Below are 15,839 nucleotides of genomic sequence, written 5' to 3'. Positions count from 1 at the left end.
CTTTCCTACTTCAGCCCGCTGGTCGCGATGCCCTCGATGAGGAGGCGCTGCGCGACGAGGAAGAACCCGACGATCGGGGCGAGCGAGAGCGTCGCCATGGCGAAGAGCGGCCCGTACGCCGACTCGCCCGTGGCGTCCAGGAAACCGTTGAGCCCCTGCGCGACCGTCCACGTCTCGGGACGGACGAGGTAGAGCAGCGGGCCGAGGAAGTCGTTCCAGGTGGCGATGAACGTGAACAGTGCCGTGGTGCCGAGCGCCGGGATCGACAGCGGCAGCACGATCCGCCGGAAGATCCCGACGTGCCCGCACCCGTCCATGCGCGCGGCGTCGTCCAGCTCCTGGGGCAGGGTCCGGATGAACTGGACCATCAGGAAGATGAAGAACGCGTCGGTGGCCAGGAACTTCGGCACCACGAGCGGCAGGATCGTGTTGATCCACGCCAGCTCGTTGAACAGCACGTACTGCGGCACCAGCGTGACGTGGTAGGGCAGCAGCATCGTGCCGAGCATCAACCCGAACATCGTCTTCTTGAACGGGAAGGCGAGCCGCGCGAACGCGTAGGCGGCCATCGAGCAGGCCACCACGTTCCCGACCACGGCGAGCAGCGTGATCACCAGCGAGTTCAGGAAGAACCGGGAGAAGTTGAGGTTCCCCAGGCTCCAGCCCTCGACGTAGTTCTCCGTGGTGAAGTTGCCCGGCAGGACCGACAGGGTCCCGAACGCCTCGTTGCTCGGCCGGAACGACGCGCCCACCATCCACAGCAGCGGGTAGAGGATCACGACCAGGATCGCCACCAGCAGCGCGTGCCGGGCCAGCGCGAGTACGAGCGGGTTGCGCGAACGCCTGCGTCCGAAGATCATCGTTCGTCCCCGTAGTGGACCCAGAACCGGGCACTGGCGAACAGGCCCGCCGTGAACAGCGCGAGCACCACCACGAGCGTCCAGGCCATCGCCGACGCGTAGCCCATCTCGAGATTCGCGAAGCCGCGTTGGTACAGGTAGAGCGTGTAGAAGAGGGTGGAGTCGAGCGGCCCGCCCTCCCCGCCGGAGATCACGTACGCGGGCGTGAAGGCCTGGAACGCGTTCACGGTGGACAGCAGCAGGTTGAAGAAGATCAACGGCGTGAGCATCGGCAGCGTGATGTGCACGAACCGGCGCAGCGCCCCCGCGCCGTCCACCGCCGCCGCCTCGTAGTACTCCCTCGGCACCTGGCGCAGTCCCGCCAAGAAGATGATCATCGTGGAGCCGAACGACCAGACGTGTAGCACCACCAGCGTCGACAGCGCCGTGCCGGGGTTGCCGATCCAGCTCCCGCCCTCGATGCCGACGAGGGCGAGCACCTCGTTGACGATGCCGTCCTGGCCGAACACCTGGCGCCACAGCACCGCGATCGCCACGCTCGACGCGATCAGGGAGGGCAGGTAGAACGCGGCGCGGTAGCCGGCGAGGAACGTCATGCCCTTGCTGAGCACCATCGCCACCAGCAGCGACACCACGAGCAACAGCGGCACCGAGATCGCGACGTACCGCAGCGTGACGTCCACCGACGCGAGGTAGCGCGGATCGGCCGTGAACATCCGCACGTAGTTGTCGAAGCCGACCCACTGCGCCGGGGTCATCAGGTCGTACCGCGTGAACGACAGGTAGAGCGAGTAGACCATCGGGCCGATGGTCAGGAGCAGCATCCCGGCGATCCACGGCGACAGGAATCCGTAGGCCGCGAGCGCCTCGCGGGTGCGCCGGCTCGTCCGGGCCGCCGCCGGCGCCGATACGGGCGGCGCGACCGGGATGGCGGTCCCGGCCGTCATCGCGCCGACGCCGCGCGCGCCTCGACCCGCGCGGCGACGGTCTGCGCGAGCCAGCCCGCCAGCGGCACCGGCACGTCGGCGGCCCGCGCGGCCTGCACGACCTCGGCGAGGTCCTTGCTCCAGGGGCGGTCCCGGACCGGGGTGCCACTGCGGTCGTACGCGGCGGCGGTGCGGTCCCAGAAGTCGAGGTTCCGGGCGATCCAGGAGTCGCCGAGGCTGGTCTCCAGCGCAGTGAGGAGCGCCTCGGTGGCGACGCCGTGTGCGGTCGCGAAGTCGATCGCCTCGTAGACACCCGCGAGGTTCGCGAACATCGTGAGCTGGTTCGCCAGCTTGGCCGCCGCGCCCGCGCCGACCGGGCCGACGTGCAGCACCGGGTCGCCGATGGTGTCGAGCAGCGGACGCACCCGCGCGACCGCCGCTGGCTCACCTCCGGCCATCACGGTCAGCGTGCCCGACTCCGCCCGCTCCGCTCCCCCGCTCACCGGGGCGTCGACGAGCTCGACGCCGCGGGCGGCCGCGACCTCGGCCAGCCGGGTCGCGGTCTGCGGCAGCACCGTGCTGTGCACGACCACCGCCCGTCCCGGCCGGTCGGCGGCGAGGTAGACGTCGAGGACCTGCTCGACGGCGGCGTCGTCCGGGACGGCGAGCACCAGCACGTCCCGCTCGGCGAGCGCGGCCGCGTCCGGCACCGCCTTGGCACCGAGCGCCACCACGGGCTCGGCGCGCTCGCCGACGGTGTCGTGGACGGCGAGGCCCCAACCGGCCCGCACCAGCGTGCCGGCCAGCGGCAGCCCGAGGTTCCCGAGGCCCGCGAGCCCGATCGTCGTCGACCGGGGCGAGACGTCCATGGCTGCTCCTGCAGGGTCAGAGGCTGGCGTAGTAGGCCTCGACGGCCTCGATGTCGACCGTGCTGTCGGCGGGGAGGCCGAGCGCGGCGTAGTGCTTGCGCCGGGCGTTCATGTCGGCGAGCAGGATCGCGCGGGCGTGCGTCGCCACCTCGTCGGCGACCTCGACGGGCACGACGATGCAGCCGTCGCCGTCGGCGCCGACGATGTCGCCGGGCCGCACCTGCACGCCGCCGCACGCGATCGTCGTCTGGACCTCGACCACCTCGATGCGGCCCGGGATGATCGTGCGGCCGCGGCGACGGGTGCAGATCGGCGTGCGCTGGCGGATGACCTCGTCGGTGTCGCGGCAGTACCCGTCGGTGATGATCCCGTTGGCGCCCTTGACGACCGCGCCCATCGAGTTCTCCGAGCCCCAGAACCCCACCTCGCGGCCGCTACCGGAGTCGGTGACCACCACGTGGCCGGGCTCGAGGTCGTCCGGCAGCCGCTTGTGGCCGTACCGACCGAACCAGATGCCGTGGGCGCCGACGATCTCCTCGGTCGTGTCGAGCTTCCACATCGGCTTGTTGGCCGGGACGCACCGGATCGTCGCCGCGGGCCCCCAGAACCGCATGCCCTCCCACAGCGGCCGGATCTCCGGCGACATCAGCGTGAGGTCGAAGTAGCCGATGCCGTCGAGGGCGTCGGCGACGTCGGCGACCCGCAGGTGCCGGTAGAGCGAGCCGAGGTTCTCCGGGTCCGCCTGCGGCGGGGCAGAACGGTCCTGCGCGATCGTCATCGAACGCCTTTCGACTGGTCCTCAAGGGAGTCGGCTATTGTCTACAACAGTCAAAAGACACGCGCAAGATGCCGGAGCCCAGCCGTCGCGGTCGCCGGGTGCGGGATGCTTGGGACGACAGGAGCACAGGAGGGCGACATGACCAGCGTCGATGCGGCCGGCCAGATCGGGTCGGGCGAGCGGATCGACCCGCCGAGCCTGGTGGCACTGGCTGCCGAGTCGATCCGGAAGATGATCCTGTCCGGCGCGTACGCACCCGGGGAGCGACTGATCGAGGAGCGGCTCACCGAGCAGCTCGGGATCAGCCGCCCTCCGCTGCGGGAGGCCCTGCGCCTGCTGCAGAACGACGGCCTCGTCGTCACGCGCCCGCGCTACGGCTCCACCGTCGCCACGCTCACCGACCAGGACGTCTTCGAGATCCTCACGCTGCGCACCGGCCTGGAGCGGATGGCGGTGGAGCTGGGCGTGCCGGTGCAGGACCGCAGCCGGCTGGCCGCCTGCCACGCGGCGCTCGAACGGATGGAACGCAACGCCCGCGACGAGGACCGCGGCTCACTCGTCGAGAACGGCTACACGTTCCACGCCTCGATCGTCGGGCTCGCGGGCCACCGGAGGCTGTCGGAGATCTACCGGTCGGTGCAGCAGCAGATGCTGCTCTGCATGTCCCGCAACCTCGACGCCCGGGAGAAGCACTACGAGAACCTCGTCGAGCACGTCCGGCGCCACCGGTACCTGCTGGAGCTGATCGAGGCGGGTGACCCCCAGGCAGTGCTGGCCGAGCTGGCCGTGCACGGCGAGCGGAGCTTCGCAGAGCCCCACGACGCCGAGCACGGCCGGTAGCGCCTGCCCTGCTTGGTCAGCTGCGCTTCGGCTGCCGGAGCTCGATCCGGTTGCCGTCGGGGTCCAGCGCCGTGGCGCGGATTCCGAACGCGTAGTCCACGGGCTCCGGGTCCACGAACTCCACGCCGCGCGACCGGAGCACCTCGAACTCCTTGCGCAAGTCGTCCGACGCGATGAAGACCGGGCCCGGCGCCAGGCCGACCGGACCCAGCCCCGGATTGCCCGGCCACAGGACGATCTGCACCGACTTGTCGCTCGGCGCGACCGTCAGGAATCGGCCCTCGGCAGTGGGGTTGTCGAAGCCCATCTCCAGTCCGAGTTGCTCCGTGTAGAACGCCAGCGCCCGGTCCTGGTCGCTCACGTAGATCGTCACGAACATCAGGTTCTTCAGCATCACGACCTCCTCGACGGTACGACGGCGTGGCCCCTCGAAATGTGAGGCCACGCCGCCCACGGGCCGGATTCAGAGCATCGCGAGGAGCATCGCGGCCATCCCGCCGCTCATCAGCACGTGCCCGGCGAGATCGGGCCGCCGGGCACGGCGTTCCCCGGGCGGCGCGGCGGCCGGAACCAGGACTGGAGCCCGCGACGCGAGGGCAACCGCCGCCGCGCACAGCGGCACCGCGAAGGCGACGGTGACCAGCCGCGTCAACGCGGGAGCAGCGCCGTGACCGTGGTGCCCGTGGGAGGAGGGCATCGCCAGGAGCATCCAGACCATCGCTGCCAGCATGAGCAGCTGGTAGGCGCTGCCGGCCGGCCGCTGCTCCGCCGGGTCCAGCAGGCGCGCGACGAACACGACGGCGAGCACGCCGAACACCACGAGTTGCGCGAGGCCACCAGCCGTGTCCGTCCCGGCGGGCCACCCCCACGCCATCCCCACCATCGCGACGCTCATCAGCAGGTGCGACAGCTCGGCCGTCCGGTCACCGCCCGCGGGCCGCGCGACCAGCCGGGCCAGCGAGCGCAGCCCCGTGACGGTGAAGATCGCCGTGAACGCCAGGGTCGGGAACATCCGGGCCTCCGCCGCAAATCGCAACCAGTGGGTTGCCATTGAAGCTATAGCAGCCGATTGGTTGCGTCAAGGCGCGGTCAGGCCAGTGGCACCACCGCGGGACCCGCGACGATCCGGCCCGTGATCGCTCCGAGTCGCTCCACCTCGATCGTCACGACGTCACCCGGCCGCAGCCATGGATACCGCTCCGAGCCGTGCAGGCCGGACAGCTCCAGCAGACACCCCGTGCCGACCGTGCCGCTGCCGATCACGTCGCCGGGCAGCAGCCGCGTGCCGCGCGAGGCGTAGGCGAGCATCTGCCCGAACGACCAGTGGATGTCGGCCCAGCTGCCGCCGCCGAGGTCGCGGCCCTTGACGGACGCGCGCATCGCGAGCCGGTAGCCCTTGCCGTCGCGATACGGCTCGAGCTCGTCGGGCGTGACGAGGACCGGGCCGATGCTGGTGGCGCCGTCCTTGCCCTTGGCCGGGCCGAGCCCGATCGTCGACTCACGGGCCTGCACGTCACGGGCCGACCAATCACAGAAGATCGTGTAGCCCGCGATGTGCGCCTCGGCCTCGGTGGGCGTGAGGTCGCTGCCGGCGCGGCCGACGACGGCGGCCACCTCCACCTCGTAGTCGAAGGCCTCGCAGCCGGGAGAGATCGGGATCTCCTCGTCGGGCCCGTAGATCGCCGCGGGGTTGGAGAAGTAGAAGACGGGCTGCTCGAACCACACCGACGGCGGTTCGCTGCGCCCGAGGGCGCGCACGGCGTTGCGCAGGTGCTCCTCGAAGGACAGGAAGTCGCGCACCGACGGCGGGCGCGGGATGGGCGCGGCGAGTCGCACGGCGGCGAGGTCGACCACCTCGACCGGCTCGGCGAGCGCCCGTTCGGCCGCGGCCGCGAGGCCGCCCGCCGAGGAGATCAGCGTCAGCAGGGTCGCGTCCAGCCCGTGCACGCGACCGTCCTCGAGCAACCCAGCGCGCTCGGTGCCGTCGGTCGAGCGGTAAGTGACCCAGCGCATCAGGCGAAGCACCCGATCGGGCCGCCGTGGAAGGCGACCATGTCCGGCCAGACCTTGTCGAGGGGGATCCGCGTACCGAGCGGGTGGCCGTCGAGCTCGTTGTACGCGCGGTGCAGATTGCCGACGAGCCGCTCGCTCTCCTGCCACGTGGCGAACCGGTTGTCCTTCTCCGCGGTGGCCGCCTCCATCGGCGTGTGCCCCGCACCGTGGTGTTCGCGGGCCACGGCGTCGACGAAGGCGGCGTAGTCCGCGAGGTCGTCGAGCAGCGCCGGGATCTCGTCGCCGCGGCGCACCGGCCCGTGCCCGGGCACCAGGATCTCCGGCTCCAGCGCGCGGATCCGCGCCAGCGCGGGCGGGTAACCGGCGACGCTCCCCTCGACGAGGAACGGCTGGCCGCCCGCGAACGCGAGGTCACCCGCGAACAGCACGCGCTCATGGGGCAGCCAGACCAGCACGTCGCTGCGTGTGTGGGCGGGCCCGACGTGGATCAGCTCGACCGGGCGGTCGCCGAGGTGCAGGGTCATGGTCTCGGTGAACGTGACGTCCGGCGGGCGGACCTCGAGGTGGCCGTAGTCGGGCCCGGTGAGCACGTGCGCGGCCACCAGCCCCGCGGCCAGCACGTCCTCCCGGCAGGTGACGTGCCCGATGATCGGCGTCTCCCGCGGCATGAGCCAGTTTCCGTAGGTGTGGTCGCCGTGGTGGTGGGTGTTGACCAGCGCCCGCGCCTCCCCAGGGAAGACCGTCGCGACGGCCGCGAGCAGCGCCCGGTTGCGCGCTTCCGTGGACGTCGTGTCCACGAGCAGGTGCCCGTTGCCACCGGCCACCGCGCCGGTGTTGTTGATCATCCAGCTGCCGTCGGGCTGTACGTAGGCGAAGACGCCGGGCACGAGCTCGGCCAGCTCGGGCGGGGGCATGGTGCTCATGCGGTCCTCTCAGGGATGGCGGTGGGCACATCGCGTCCCTCGACGGTGCCGCACGAGGGCACTTCACACACCGAGCCCATGCTTCACACAGGGCCGGCCTTGTGTGAAGTCCCTCCTGGGTGTGTGAAGTAGGGTGGCAATCGCTTTCCCTGGGAGGACCATGAGCGTGGACGGGACCCCGCGCGTCGCCCTTCTCGGCGTGCACGGCTTCGGGCGCGTGCATCTCGACGGCCTGCTGCGCCTCGCCGCCACCGGCGCCGTGCGGCTGGCCGGCCTCGCCGACCCGCGGCCGGCCGAGCCCGATGCCCTCGAACGGGTGCGGGCGCTGCCCGGCGGCGCGGACGTGCCGGTGCTCGCCGACGCGGCCACGCTGCTGGAACAGGTGCGCCCGGACATCACGATCGTCTCGACCCCGATCCACACGCACCTCCCACTGGCCCGGCTCGCGCTCGGGGTGGGGTCGCACCTGTACCTCGAGAAGCCGCCCACGGCGTCGATGGAGCAGTTCCGCGAGCTGTCCGCCGACGTCACCGCGGCCGGACGGGTATGCCAGGTCGGCTTCCAGTCCTTCGGGTCGCACGCGCTTGCGCACGCGGCCCGGCTCGTCGCCGACGGCGCCGTCGGGCGGGTGCGCGGGATCGGGGTGTACGGCGCATGGGTGCGCGAGCGCGCCTACTTCACCCGCGCCGCATGGGCGGGGCGCATGGAGCTCGACGGCGTGCCGGTCACCGACGGCGCCCTCACCAACCCGTTCGCCCACGCCACCGCGTCGGCACTGCGCGTGGCCGGGGTGCCCGACGACGCCGACGTCACCGTGGAGCTGGAGCGCTACCGGGTCGTCTCCCCCGAGAGCGACGACACCGCGGCGGCCCGGCTCACCGTGGACGGGGTGCCGATCGTCGTGGCCGTCACCCTGTGCGCCGCGGAGCACCGGCCCCCGCTGATCGTCGTGCACGGGGAGCGGGGCCGGTTGGAGCTGGAGTACACCACTGACACCCTGGCCGGCCGCACCGCCGACGGCGCACCCGTCACGGGACCGCCGGGCCGCGCCGTCCTACTGGACAACATGGTGGCCCACCTGGCCGACCCGGCCGTGCCGCTGCTGGCTCCGTTGGCATCGTGCGCGCCGTTCATGCACCTGGTGGACGCCGTCCGGGGCGACGGCCCGGCCCGCCCGCTCCCACCCGGCGCGGTGCGGGAGGTCGACGGCCGCCCGGTCGTGACGGACGCGGCCGAGACGATGCGCCGGTGTGCGGAGGAACTCGCACTGTTCTCGGAACTCCCGGCTCCGTGGCTCGCCCTTGTGCGGTGACCCGCGCTGCGGAGCGAGCGGCACTTCCGCGCGCTACGTCCGAGCGATCGCGCCGCCCGCCATCGTGCGGCCGAGGCGAATGCGCACCGCGACGGCGGCGCAGAGGATCACGGCGAGGCCGCCCAGCACGGTCGGCCAGGTCAGTTCCTCGCCCAGCAGCAGGGCCGCCCAGACGATCGTGAGCACGGGCTGCACCAGCTGCACCTGGCTGACCTGAGCCATCGGCCCGATGGCCAGTCCCCGGTACCAGGCGAAGAAGCCGAGGTACTGGCTCACCACCGCGAGGTAGGCGAATGCCGCCCATTGCACCGGCGTGGCGGACGGTGGCTGCTGGAGCATCGAGCCCGCCGCCATGGCGACCATCAGCGGCGCGGACAGCACCAGCGCCCAGGAGACGGTCTGCCATGAGCCCAGCTCCCGGGCGAGCAGCCCGCCCTCCGCGTAACCGATAGCGGCCGCGACGACGGCACCGAACAGCAGCAGGTCCGCCGCGTGGAGCTGCCCGAACCCGCCGCCCTGCAGCGACGCGAACACCAGCGCGGCGATGGCGCCGACCGCGGCCATGATCCAGAAGGGCCGGGGCAGCCGCTCGCGGCTTCGCAGCACGGCCACGACCGCGGTCGCCGCCGGCAGGAGCGCGATCACCACCGCGCCGTGACCGGCCGGGACCGTCATCAAGGCATACGAGGTGAAGAGCGGGAAACCGGCGACGACGCCGCCTGCCACCACAGCGAGCCGCACCCACTGGCGCCCCACCGGCAGACGCTGCCCGGTGACGACGAGTGCGACCGCGGCCAGCAGAGCGGCGACAACGCCCCGCCCGGCCCCGATGAGGAGCGGCGACAGCCCGCCGACGGCGACCCGGGTGAACGGCACGGTCAACGAGAACGACGCCACGCCCAGGAGACCCCACCAGAGCCCGGGCGATAACGCAACGGCGTCTTGACGAGTAACGCTACTGTCTACTGACATGTCCGACGATAGCAGTGCTCGGATCGTGACGGGACTGCGCGCTTGGATCGCGCAGGCGGCGCCGGGCGCGCAGGTGCCCTCCAACCGGGCCCTGATGGCGCGGTACGGGGCGAGCCCGGTGACGGTCCAGAAGGCGATGCGCACGCTCGGCGCGCTGGGGCTGGTCGAGAGCCGGCCCGGGGTGGGCACGTTCGTCCGCGCCGTGCGCACCGCCCGCCCGCTCGACTACGGCTGGCAGACCGCCGCGCTCGGGGCCCCGCGGGCGCGCATCCCCACCCTGTCCACCCCCCTGCGCAGCAGCTCCCCCGACGCCATCGGCCTGCACGCCGGCTACCCCGACCGCACGCTCCTCCCGGAGCGCCTCGTGCGCGCCGCACTCACCCGCGCCGCCCGCGGCGCCACCGCACTGGTGCGCTCCGACGCGGCCGGGCTGCCCGAGCTGCGGGCCTGGTTCGCCGCCGAGCTCGCCGAGGCCACCCCCGTCGGCGTCACGCCGCCCGCGGCCCGCGACGTCGTGATCGTGCCCGGCAGCCAGAGCGGGCTGAGCTCGATCTTCCGAGCGCTGGCGGGCCCCGGCCGGCCGGTGCTGCTGGAGTCCCCGACCTACTGGGGCGCCATCCTCGCCGCGGCCAAGGCCGGCGTCCGCGCCGTCCCCGTGCCCAGCGGTCCGGACGGCCCCGACCCCGCCGAACTCGCCCGCGCGTTCACCGAGACCGGAGCCCGCCTGCTCTACGCCCAGCCCAACTACGCCAACCCCACGGGCGCGCAGTGGTCCCACGAACGCGGCGACCAGGTGCTCGACGTCGTCCGGGCCAACGGGGCGTTTCTCGTCGAGGACGACTGGGCCCACGACTTCGGCATCGACACCACCGCGCGGCCCCTCGCCGCCCTCGACGACACCGGCCACGTCGTCTACCTGCGCTCGCTGACCAAGAGCGTCTCGCCGGCAGTGCGAGTGGCCGCGGTCATCGCCCGCGGCCCGTCCCGCGACCGGATCCTCGCCGACCACGGCGCCGAGGCCATGTACGTCAGCGACCTGCTGCAGGCCGCCGCGCTCGACGTCGTCACCCAGCGCGGCTGGCTCACCCACCTGCGCACCCTCGCCCAGCAGCTGCGGGCCCGGCGCGACCTGCTGATCGACAGCATCACCGAGCACGTCCCGGAAGCACAGCTCGACCACGTACCCCGCGGCGGACTGCACCTGTGGGCCCGCCTGCCCGACGGCACCGACCTCGACCGGCTCGCCCGCGATTGCGAGACCGACGGCGTGCTGATCGCGCCCGGGGCCGAATGGTTCCCCGCCGAACCCGCGGGCCCCTACATCCGCCTCAACTACACCGGCCCCTCTCCCGAACGCTTCCCCGACGGCGCGCACGTGATCGGGCGTGCGCTCGCCCGGCAGGCTTGACGCAACCGATGGATTGCCATAGCTTGAGTAGCAACTGAACAGTTGCTACAAAGGAGCACCCGATGTTCGACCCACTCGCAATGATCATTGCCGACCACGCGACCAAGCAGCACGTGCTCTCCGCCCGCCCGACGGCGCCCCGCGTGCCCGAGCGCCCGCCACGGCAGCGCGGCGATGCGATCCGTCGGCTGACCGGCACGGCCCTGCGCCGCCTCGCCGACCGGATCGAGCCGCGCTGCCCCGACACCTGCGTGCGGGCCGCCTGACCGGGTCAAGTGTCGCGCCTCCTGCAGGCCAAGTGCGCATGGCGGGCGTGATCCACCGCGACCTACGTTCGGCCCGTGCTAAGGCGCCGGATGATCACCGTGGCGGCGGTCGTCGTCTCGATCTGGGTGGCGGCGTCGTGCGCCGCCGAGCCCGCCCCCACTCCCCCACGCACCTGTGACGGCCTGCGCGAGATGTCCCGGCCCGAGACGATCGTGACGGAGGCCCGCGAGGATCCCGGCGACGGCACGACGCCCCGGTCGTGCCGGGTGACGCTGACGGTCACCGACCCGGTGGACGACGGCGCCGTCACCGTCTGGGTGTACCTGCCGGTGGACGGCTGGAACGGCCGGTTCCAGGGCGTCGGCGGCGGCGGCTTCCTCGGTGGCGACGCGGAGCGGCTGCTCGACCCGGTGAGGTCCGGCTACGCCGCCGCGGCGACCGACGCCGGGCACACCGGGCCGACCGCCGACTTCGCGCTCGATGCCACGGGCGACCTCAGCTGGCCCGCGATCGAGGACTTCGGCCACGAGGGCGTCCAGGACATGACCCTCGCCGCGAAGGACGTCGTCCGCGCGTACTACGGCACCGACCCGGCCCGCTCCTATTTCAACGGGTGCTCCACCGGTGGCCGGCAGGGTGTGATGGAGGCGCAGCGCTTCCCGGACGAGTACGACGGGATCGTCGCCGGCGCGCCGGTGATCAACTTCCCGGAGCTGCAGACCGGCCAGATCTGGGGCCAGGTCGCGATGCTGAACTCGGGCAACCCGGTCGCGCCGTGCAAGTTCGAGGCCGCCCTCGCGGCCACGATCGAGGCCTGCGACACCCTCGGCGACAACGTGCGGGACGGCGTGATCGGCGACCCGCTCGCCTGCCGGTTCGATCCGGGCACGCTGGTGGGCCGCGCGACGCCGTGCGGCCCGATCACCGCGGCGGACGTCGACGTGATCCGTCGGATCGGCGAGGGCCCGCGCCGGGTCGACGGCAGCTTCCTCTGGTACGGACTCGCGCCGGGTGCGCCGTTCGCCGGCCTGCACGACACGGTCGAGGTCGACGGACGGCTCGAGGGCAAGCCGTTCCAGTACGACGTGTGGTGGATCGGCCTGTTCCTCGCCCAGGACCGCAACTGGGACTGGAAGACCCTCACACCCGCCTCGTTCGAAGCCTTCTTCGACCAGGCGGTCCGGCAGTACGACGACGTGCTCGGGGCCGCCGACCCCGACCTGTCCGCATACGAGCGGTCCGGCGGGAAGCTGCTGCTCTGGCACGGCGCCGCCGACTTCGGCGTCCCGTTCCAGGGCACGGTCGACTACTACGAGCGCGTGCAGGCAACGCTCGGGGCCGAGCGCACCCAGGAGTTCGTGCGCCTCTTCCTCGCGCCCGGCGTCGGGCACTGCCGCGGCGGCGCCGGTGCGCAGCCCGCGGACCCCCTGGAAGCCCTCGTCGACTGGGTCGAGAACGGCAACGCGCCCGCGATCCTGGACGGCGAGCGGCTCGACGAGAACGGAGTCGCTCCCGCAACGCGCCCGATCTGCCCCTACCCGACGGTGGCCCGCTGGCATGGCCAGGGCAACCCCGACGACGGCGCCACCTACGCATGCGCCGAGTCGACCCGGATGGCACTCGCGGGCCCCTCCTGAAGTTCGTCAGCGCAGCGCCGCGTTGCCCGCGTCCTGCGCCTGTTGCATGCCCTCCGCCACCGGGGTGCGGCCGGCGAACACCTCGTTCAGGATCGGGTTGAACGCCGTGGAGGCCGCCTCGAACTTCGGGCCGAACGGGGCCGGGATCGTCGCCGTGCCGCCCGCGTCGCCGAAGGCCGTGGTGTCGACGCCCTGGCCCTCCCAGTAGTCGTAGTAGGCCTGCTGCGCCGCGGTGACGGCGGGCAGCGCGGCGCCCTCCTCGCCGACGTAGGACGCGCCGTCCTCCGAGCCCAGCCAGCGCAGCACCTTCAGGATGGCGTCGCGGCGCGGGCTGTCGGCGTTGCCGGCGGCGATCACGCTGTTGACGACGCTGACCCGGCCCTGCGGCCCGGCGAGCAGCGGCGCGACGCCCCACTCGAACGTCGCCCCGTCACCGACGTTCTTGAGGTTGTAGGTGCCCGACTGGAAGAGCGCCATCTTGCCCTGCAGGAACTGGTCGCGGCTGAAGTCGGGGTTGTCGTTGGTGTCGGCTGCCGACGGCGCCACGTGATCGGTGTTGACCAGCTTCACGAGGTAGGCGAATGCCTCGGCGGTCTTCGGGTCGGTGAGGGTCAGTGTCCCGTCCGGCGCCTGGATGCTCCCGCCGTTGGACCCGACGAAGTTGTAGTAGATCGCCTGGAGGTCGCGGGCGGCGTTGAAGCCGTACTGGGTGATCGCGCCCGGGTCGAAGCCGGGCTGGTCGGCGGTGCGGCCTGCGCTGTCGCGGGTGAGCTTCCGGGCGGCGGGCAGGAACGTGTCGGCGGCCGGGTCGGCCGGGTGCCAGGTCAGGTTCTCCGGGTCGACGCCCGCGGCCTCGACCATGGCCTTGTTGTAGTAGACGGCGATGCGCCCGTCGGTGAGCGCCGGGACGCCCCACAGGGTGCCTCCGCGCGAGTACTGCTCCACCGCGGCCGGCGCCCAGCTCCCCTGCTGGTCGGCGAGCTCGCGGCCGACGTCGATCAGCTTGCCGCCGTCGGCGAGCGCGCCGAAGTTGGAGCTGTTGATCCAGTAGACGTCGTCGACGGTGCCACCGGCGACGTCGAGGGGCAGACGGACGAAGTAGTCCTTCCACGGCACCACGTTCACCTGCACCCGGATGTCCGGGTTCTCCCGCGTGAACTCGTCGAACGACTGCTCGTACGCGGTGGCCACCTGCTCGTCCCACACGCGCACGGTGACGGTGGTGGCACCGTCGCCTGCGGGTGCCTCGTCCGGGCCGGCGGGCGAGCAGGCAGCCAGTGCGAGCGCGGCGACGGCCGCCGCGACGAGTGGGCGCATTCTCATGGAGAACTCCTACCGGAAACCGGTGATCGTGATCGAGCGGACGACGTGCCGCTGGAACGCCAGGAACACGATCATGAGCGGCAGGATGGCGATCGTGGTGGCGGCCATGACGATCGTCCAGTTGGAGTTGTACTGCGACTGCAACGCCGATGTCGCCACCGTCAGCACCTGCCACTGCCGCCCGCTGGTGATCACCAACGGCCACAGGAAGTTGTTCCAGTGCGTGACCACAGTGATGATCGCGAGCGTCGCGAGGATCGGCCGGCTCACCGGCACGACGACGTGCCAGATGGTCCGCAGAGTGCCGGCACCGTCGAGCTTCGCGGCGTCGAGCAGGTCGCCGGGGATGCCCTTGAAGTACTCGCGCAGCAGGAAGATCCCGTACGGCGAACCGAATACGTACGGGAGCACGAGCGCCCAGAACGTGTTGCGGATGCCGAGGTCGGCGAACACCGCGTAGAGCGGGATGATCGTGACGACCTGCGGGACCATGAGCGTCGCCAGGTACAGCCAGAAGAGCGCGTCGCGCCCCGGGAAGCTCAGGCGGGCGAAGGCGTACGCGGCGAACACCGAGAAGACCAGCTGCCCCACCAGGATCACGACCACGACCTGCGCGGTGACCGCGGTCGGTGCCACGAAGTCGTACCGCTCGCCGAACAGCTCGGCGAAGTTCGACAGCGTGGGCGGGTCGGGCGGGGTGAGCACGGGCTCGGACGCGAACTGCCGCGGCGACTTGAACGCCGTCGCCACGCTGAGCAGGAACGGCGCGAGCGTCGCGACCGCGCCCAGCGCCAGTAGGAGGTACGTGCCGGCGGTTCTCATGTCGAAAGGTCGTAGGTCGTGCGGCGGGCGAACCACCGCTGCTGGACGACGGTGACCGCGACGAGCAGCACGAACAGCACCAGCGCCATCACTGCAGCCTGCCCGACGGCGCGCTGTTCGAACGCCTCGTAGTAGATCCGGCCCGCGACGACGTCGGTGACGCCCTGCGGCCCGCCGTCGGGGGTGAGTGCGTACACCGAGTCGAACACCTGGAAGGTCGCGATGATCTGCGTGACCAGCACGAAGAACGTGGTGGGCCGCAACAGCGGGAGCGTGATCCGCCAGAACCGCTGCCACGGGCTCGCGCCGTCGAGCATCGCGGCCTCGTGCACGGTGTCCGGGATCGCGCGCAGGCCCGCGGAGAAGAACAGGGCGACGTAGCCGACCTGCGTCCACACCGTCACCGCCGCCACCGACGGCATTGCGAGGACGGGGTCGGCGAGCCACTCGACACGCCTGCCGATGAGCGCGTTGAGGGCGCCGTCGGTGGGGGCGAGCACCCAGCTCCACATGACGCCGAGCGCGAGCGGCGCGCAGATCCACGGCAGCACGTAGAGCACCCGGAAGGCGGCCGACCCGCGCAGCCCGCGGTTCAGCAGCAGCGCCGCGACCAGCCCGAGCACGGTCTGCGCGGGGATCACGATCGCCACGAACCCGGCGGTGATCAGCAGCGAGCGGACGAACCGCCCGTCGGCGGCGACCGCGACGACGTTGTCGAACCCGACGAACGTGCGGGGCCCGATCAGGTCCCAGCGCTGCGTCGCGAGCACCGCAACGACGAGGATCGGCAGCACGAGGAACGCGCCGATGCCGAACAGGCTGGGGGCGAGCAGCAGGTACGCCGTGCGCGTCTCCTGCCGCCGCCTCACATCCGCCCCCCGTGCTCCAG

Annotated in this window: 17 protein-coding genes; 5 read left to right on the top strand and 12 right to left on the bottom strand. The window is 72.0% G+C overall.

Annotated features, from left to right (window positions below):
* Positions 1-5 precede the first annotated feature (5 nt).
* From K1T35_RS14645 to K1T35_RS14630, 4 genes are read right to left on the bottom strand one after another with little or no spacing between them, the layout of a single operon-like run.
* The gene (locus tag K1T35_RS14645) at positions 6-860 is read right to left on the bottom strand and encodes a carbohydrate ABC transporter permease (protein ID WP_220260707.1); all 855 of its coding nucleotides are present in this window, start codon (positions 858-860) and stop codon (positions 6-8) included.
* A complete protein-coding gene (locus K1T35_RS14640; RefSeq protein WP_220260706.1) occupies positions 857-1,807 on the bottom strand; it encodes a carbohydrate ABC transporter permease in 951 nt (316 codons plus the stop codon). The genes K1T35_RS14645 and K1T35_RS14640 overlap by 4 nt, the downstream gene beginning before the upstream one ends.
* Entirely contained in the window at positions 1,804-2,655 is an 852-nt protein-coding gene (locus tag K1T35_RS14635; RefSeq protein WP_220260705.1) for an NAD(P)-dependent oxidoreductase, read from the bottom strand. The genes K1T35_RS14640 and K1T35_RS14635 overlap by 4 nt, the downstream gene beginning before the upstream one ends.
* A 16-nt stretch (positions 2,656-2,671) precedes the next feature.
* Entirely contained in the window at positions 2,672-3,433 is a 762-nt protein-coding gene (locus tag K1T35_RS14630) for an RraA family protein (protein WP_220260704.1), read from the bottom strand.
* A gap of 138 nt (positions 3,434-3,571) precedes the next feature.
* Here K1T35_RS14630 and K1T35_RS14625 point away from each other — a divergent pair, with 138 nt between their 5' ends.
* A complete protein-coding gene (locus K1T35_RS14625; protein ID WP_220260703.1) occupies positions 3,572-4,273 on the top strand; it encodes a GntR family transcriptional regulator in 702 nt (233 codons plus the stop codon).
* Between the two features lie 16 nt (positions 4,274-4,289).
* Here the strand turns inward: K1T35_RS14625 and K1T35_RS14620 are convergent, their stop codons facing one another.
* The 4 genes from K1T35_RS14620 to K1T35_RS14605 all read right to left on the bottom strand — a co-directional run bounded on the left by K1T35_RS14620 (position 4,290) and on the right by K1T35_RS14605 (position 7,209).
* Positions 4,290-4,667, bottom strand: coding sequence for a VOC family protein (locus K1T35_RS14620; RefSeq protein WP_220260702.1), 378 nt, complete (start codon positions 4,665-4,667; stop codon positions 4,290-4,292).
* 69 nt (positions 4,668-4,736) lie between these two features.
* On the bottom strand, positions 4,737-5,285 hold the full coding sequence (locus K1T35_RS14615; RefSeq protein WP_220260701.1) for a DUF5134 domain-containing protein: 549 nt from the start codon (positions 5,283-5,285) through the stop codon (positions 4,737-4,739).
* A 77-nt stretch (positions 5,286-5,362) separates the two neighbouring features.
* Entirely contained in the window at positions 5,363-6,286 is a 924-nt protein-coding gene (locus K1T35_RS14610) for a fumarylacetoacetate hydrolase family protein (protein WP_220260700.1), read from the bottom strand.
* A complete protein-coding gene (locus K1T35_RS14605) occupies positions 6,286-7,209 on the bottom strand; it encodes an MBL fold metallo-hydrolase (protein WP_220260699.1) in 924 nt (307 codons plus the stop codon). Before K1T35_RS14605 ends, K1T35_RS14610 begins: the two co-directional genes overlap by 1 nt.
* Positions 7,210-7,369: 160 nt before the next feature.
* Between K1T35_RS14605 and K1T35_RS14600 the strand changes: the two genes are divergently transcribed.
* Positions 7,370-8,521 carry a Gfo/Idh/MocA family protein gene (locus tag K1T35_RS14600; RefSeq protein ID WP_220260698.1) on the top strand — a complete coding sequence of 384 codons (1,152 nt, stop codon included), beginning with the start codon at positions 7,370-7,372 and terminating at the stop codon, positions 8,519-8,521.
* Positions 8,522-8,554: 33 nt separating this feature from the next.
* Here K1T35_RS14600 and K1T35_RS14595 read toward each other — a convergent pair whose 3' ends face one another.
* Complete coding sequence (locus K1T35_RS14595) at positions 8,555-9,493, bottom strand: DMT family transporter (protein WP_220260697.1); 939 nt, start codon at positions 9,491-9,493, stop codon at positions 8,555-8,557.
* Between K1T35_RS14595 and K1T35_RS14590 the strand changes: the two genes are divergently transcribed.
* The 3 genes from K1T35_RS14590 to K1T35_RS14580 all read left to right on the top strand — a co-directional run bounded on the left by K1T35_RS14590 (position 9,492) and on the right by K1T35_RS14580 (position 12,805).
* The gene (locus K1T35_RS14590) at positions 9,492-10,901 is read left to right on the top strand and encodes a PLP-dependent aminotransferase family protein (RefSeq protein ID WP_220260696.1); all 1,410 of its coding nucleotides are present in this window, start codon (positions 9,492-9,494) and stop codon (positions 10,899-10,901) included. The two genes, K1T35_RS14595 and K1T35_RS14590, sit on opposite strands and share 2 nt — an antisense overlap.
* A 62-nt stretch (positions 10,902-10,963) precedes the next feature.
* Positions 10,964-11,167 carry a hypothetical protein gene (locus tag K1T35_RS14585; protein ID WP_220260695.1) on the top strand — a complete coding sequence of 68 codons (204 nt, stop codon included), beginning with the start codon at positions 10,964-10,966 and terminating at the stop codon, positions 11,165-11,167.
* 90 nt (positions 11,168-11,257) lie between these two features.
* Positions 11,258-12,805, top strand: a complete 1,548-nt coding sequence (locus K1T35_RS14580) for a tannase/feruloyl esterase family alpha/beta hydrolase (protein ID WP_220260694.1) — start codon at positions 11,258-11,260, stop codon at positions 12,803-12,805.
* Between the two features lie 6 nt (positions 12,806-12,811).
* Here K1T35_RS14580 and K1T35_RS14575 read toward each other — a convergent pair whose 3' ends face one another.
* From K1T35_RS14575 to K1T35_RS14565, 3 genes are read right to left on the bottom strand one after another with little or no spacing between them, the layout of a single operon-like run.
* A complete protein-coding gene (locus K1T35_RS14575; RefSeq protein WP_220260693.1) occupies positions 12,812-14,128 on the bottom strand; it encodes a sugar ABC transporter substrate-binding protein in 1,317 nt (438 codons plus the stop codon).
* Between the two features lie 9 nt (positions 14,129-14,137).
* Positions 14,138-14,950, bottom strand: coding sequence for a carbohydrate ABC transporter permease (locus tag K1T35_RS14570; RefSeq protein ID WP_220260692.1), 813 nt, complete (start codon positions 14,948-14,950; stop codon positions 14,138-14,140).
* The gene (locus tag K1T35_RS14565; protein ID WP_255621890.1) at positions 14,947-15,819 is read right to left on the bottom strand and encodes a carbohydrate ABC transporter permease; all 873 of its coding nucleotides are present in this window, start codon (positions 15,817-15,819) and stop codon (positions 14,947-14,949) included. The genes K1T35_RS14570 and K1T35_RS14565 overlap by 4 nt, the downstream gene beginning before the upstream one ends.
* Positions 15,820-15,839: the final 20 nt, after the last annotated feature.

The organism is Pseudonocardia sp. DSM 110487, assembly GCF_019468565.1.
Taxonomy (GTDB): domain Bacteria; phylum Actinomycetota; class Actinomycetes; order Mycobacteriales; family Pseudonocardiaceae; genus Pseudonocardia.
Note: the sequence above shows the minus strand (reverse complement) of the source record. Positions and strands in the feature narration are given on the sequence as shown.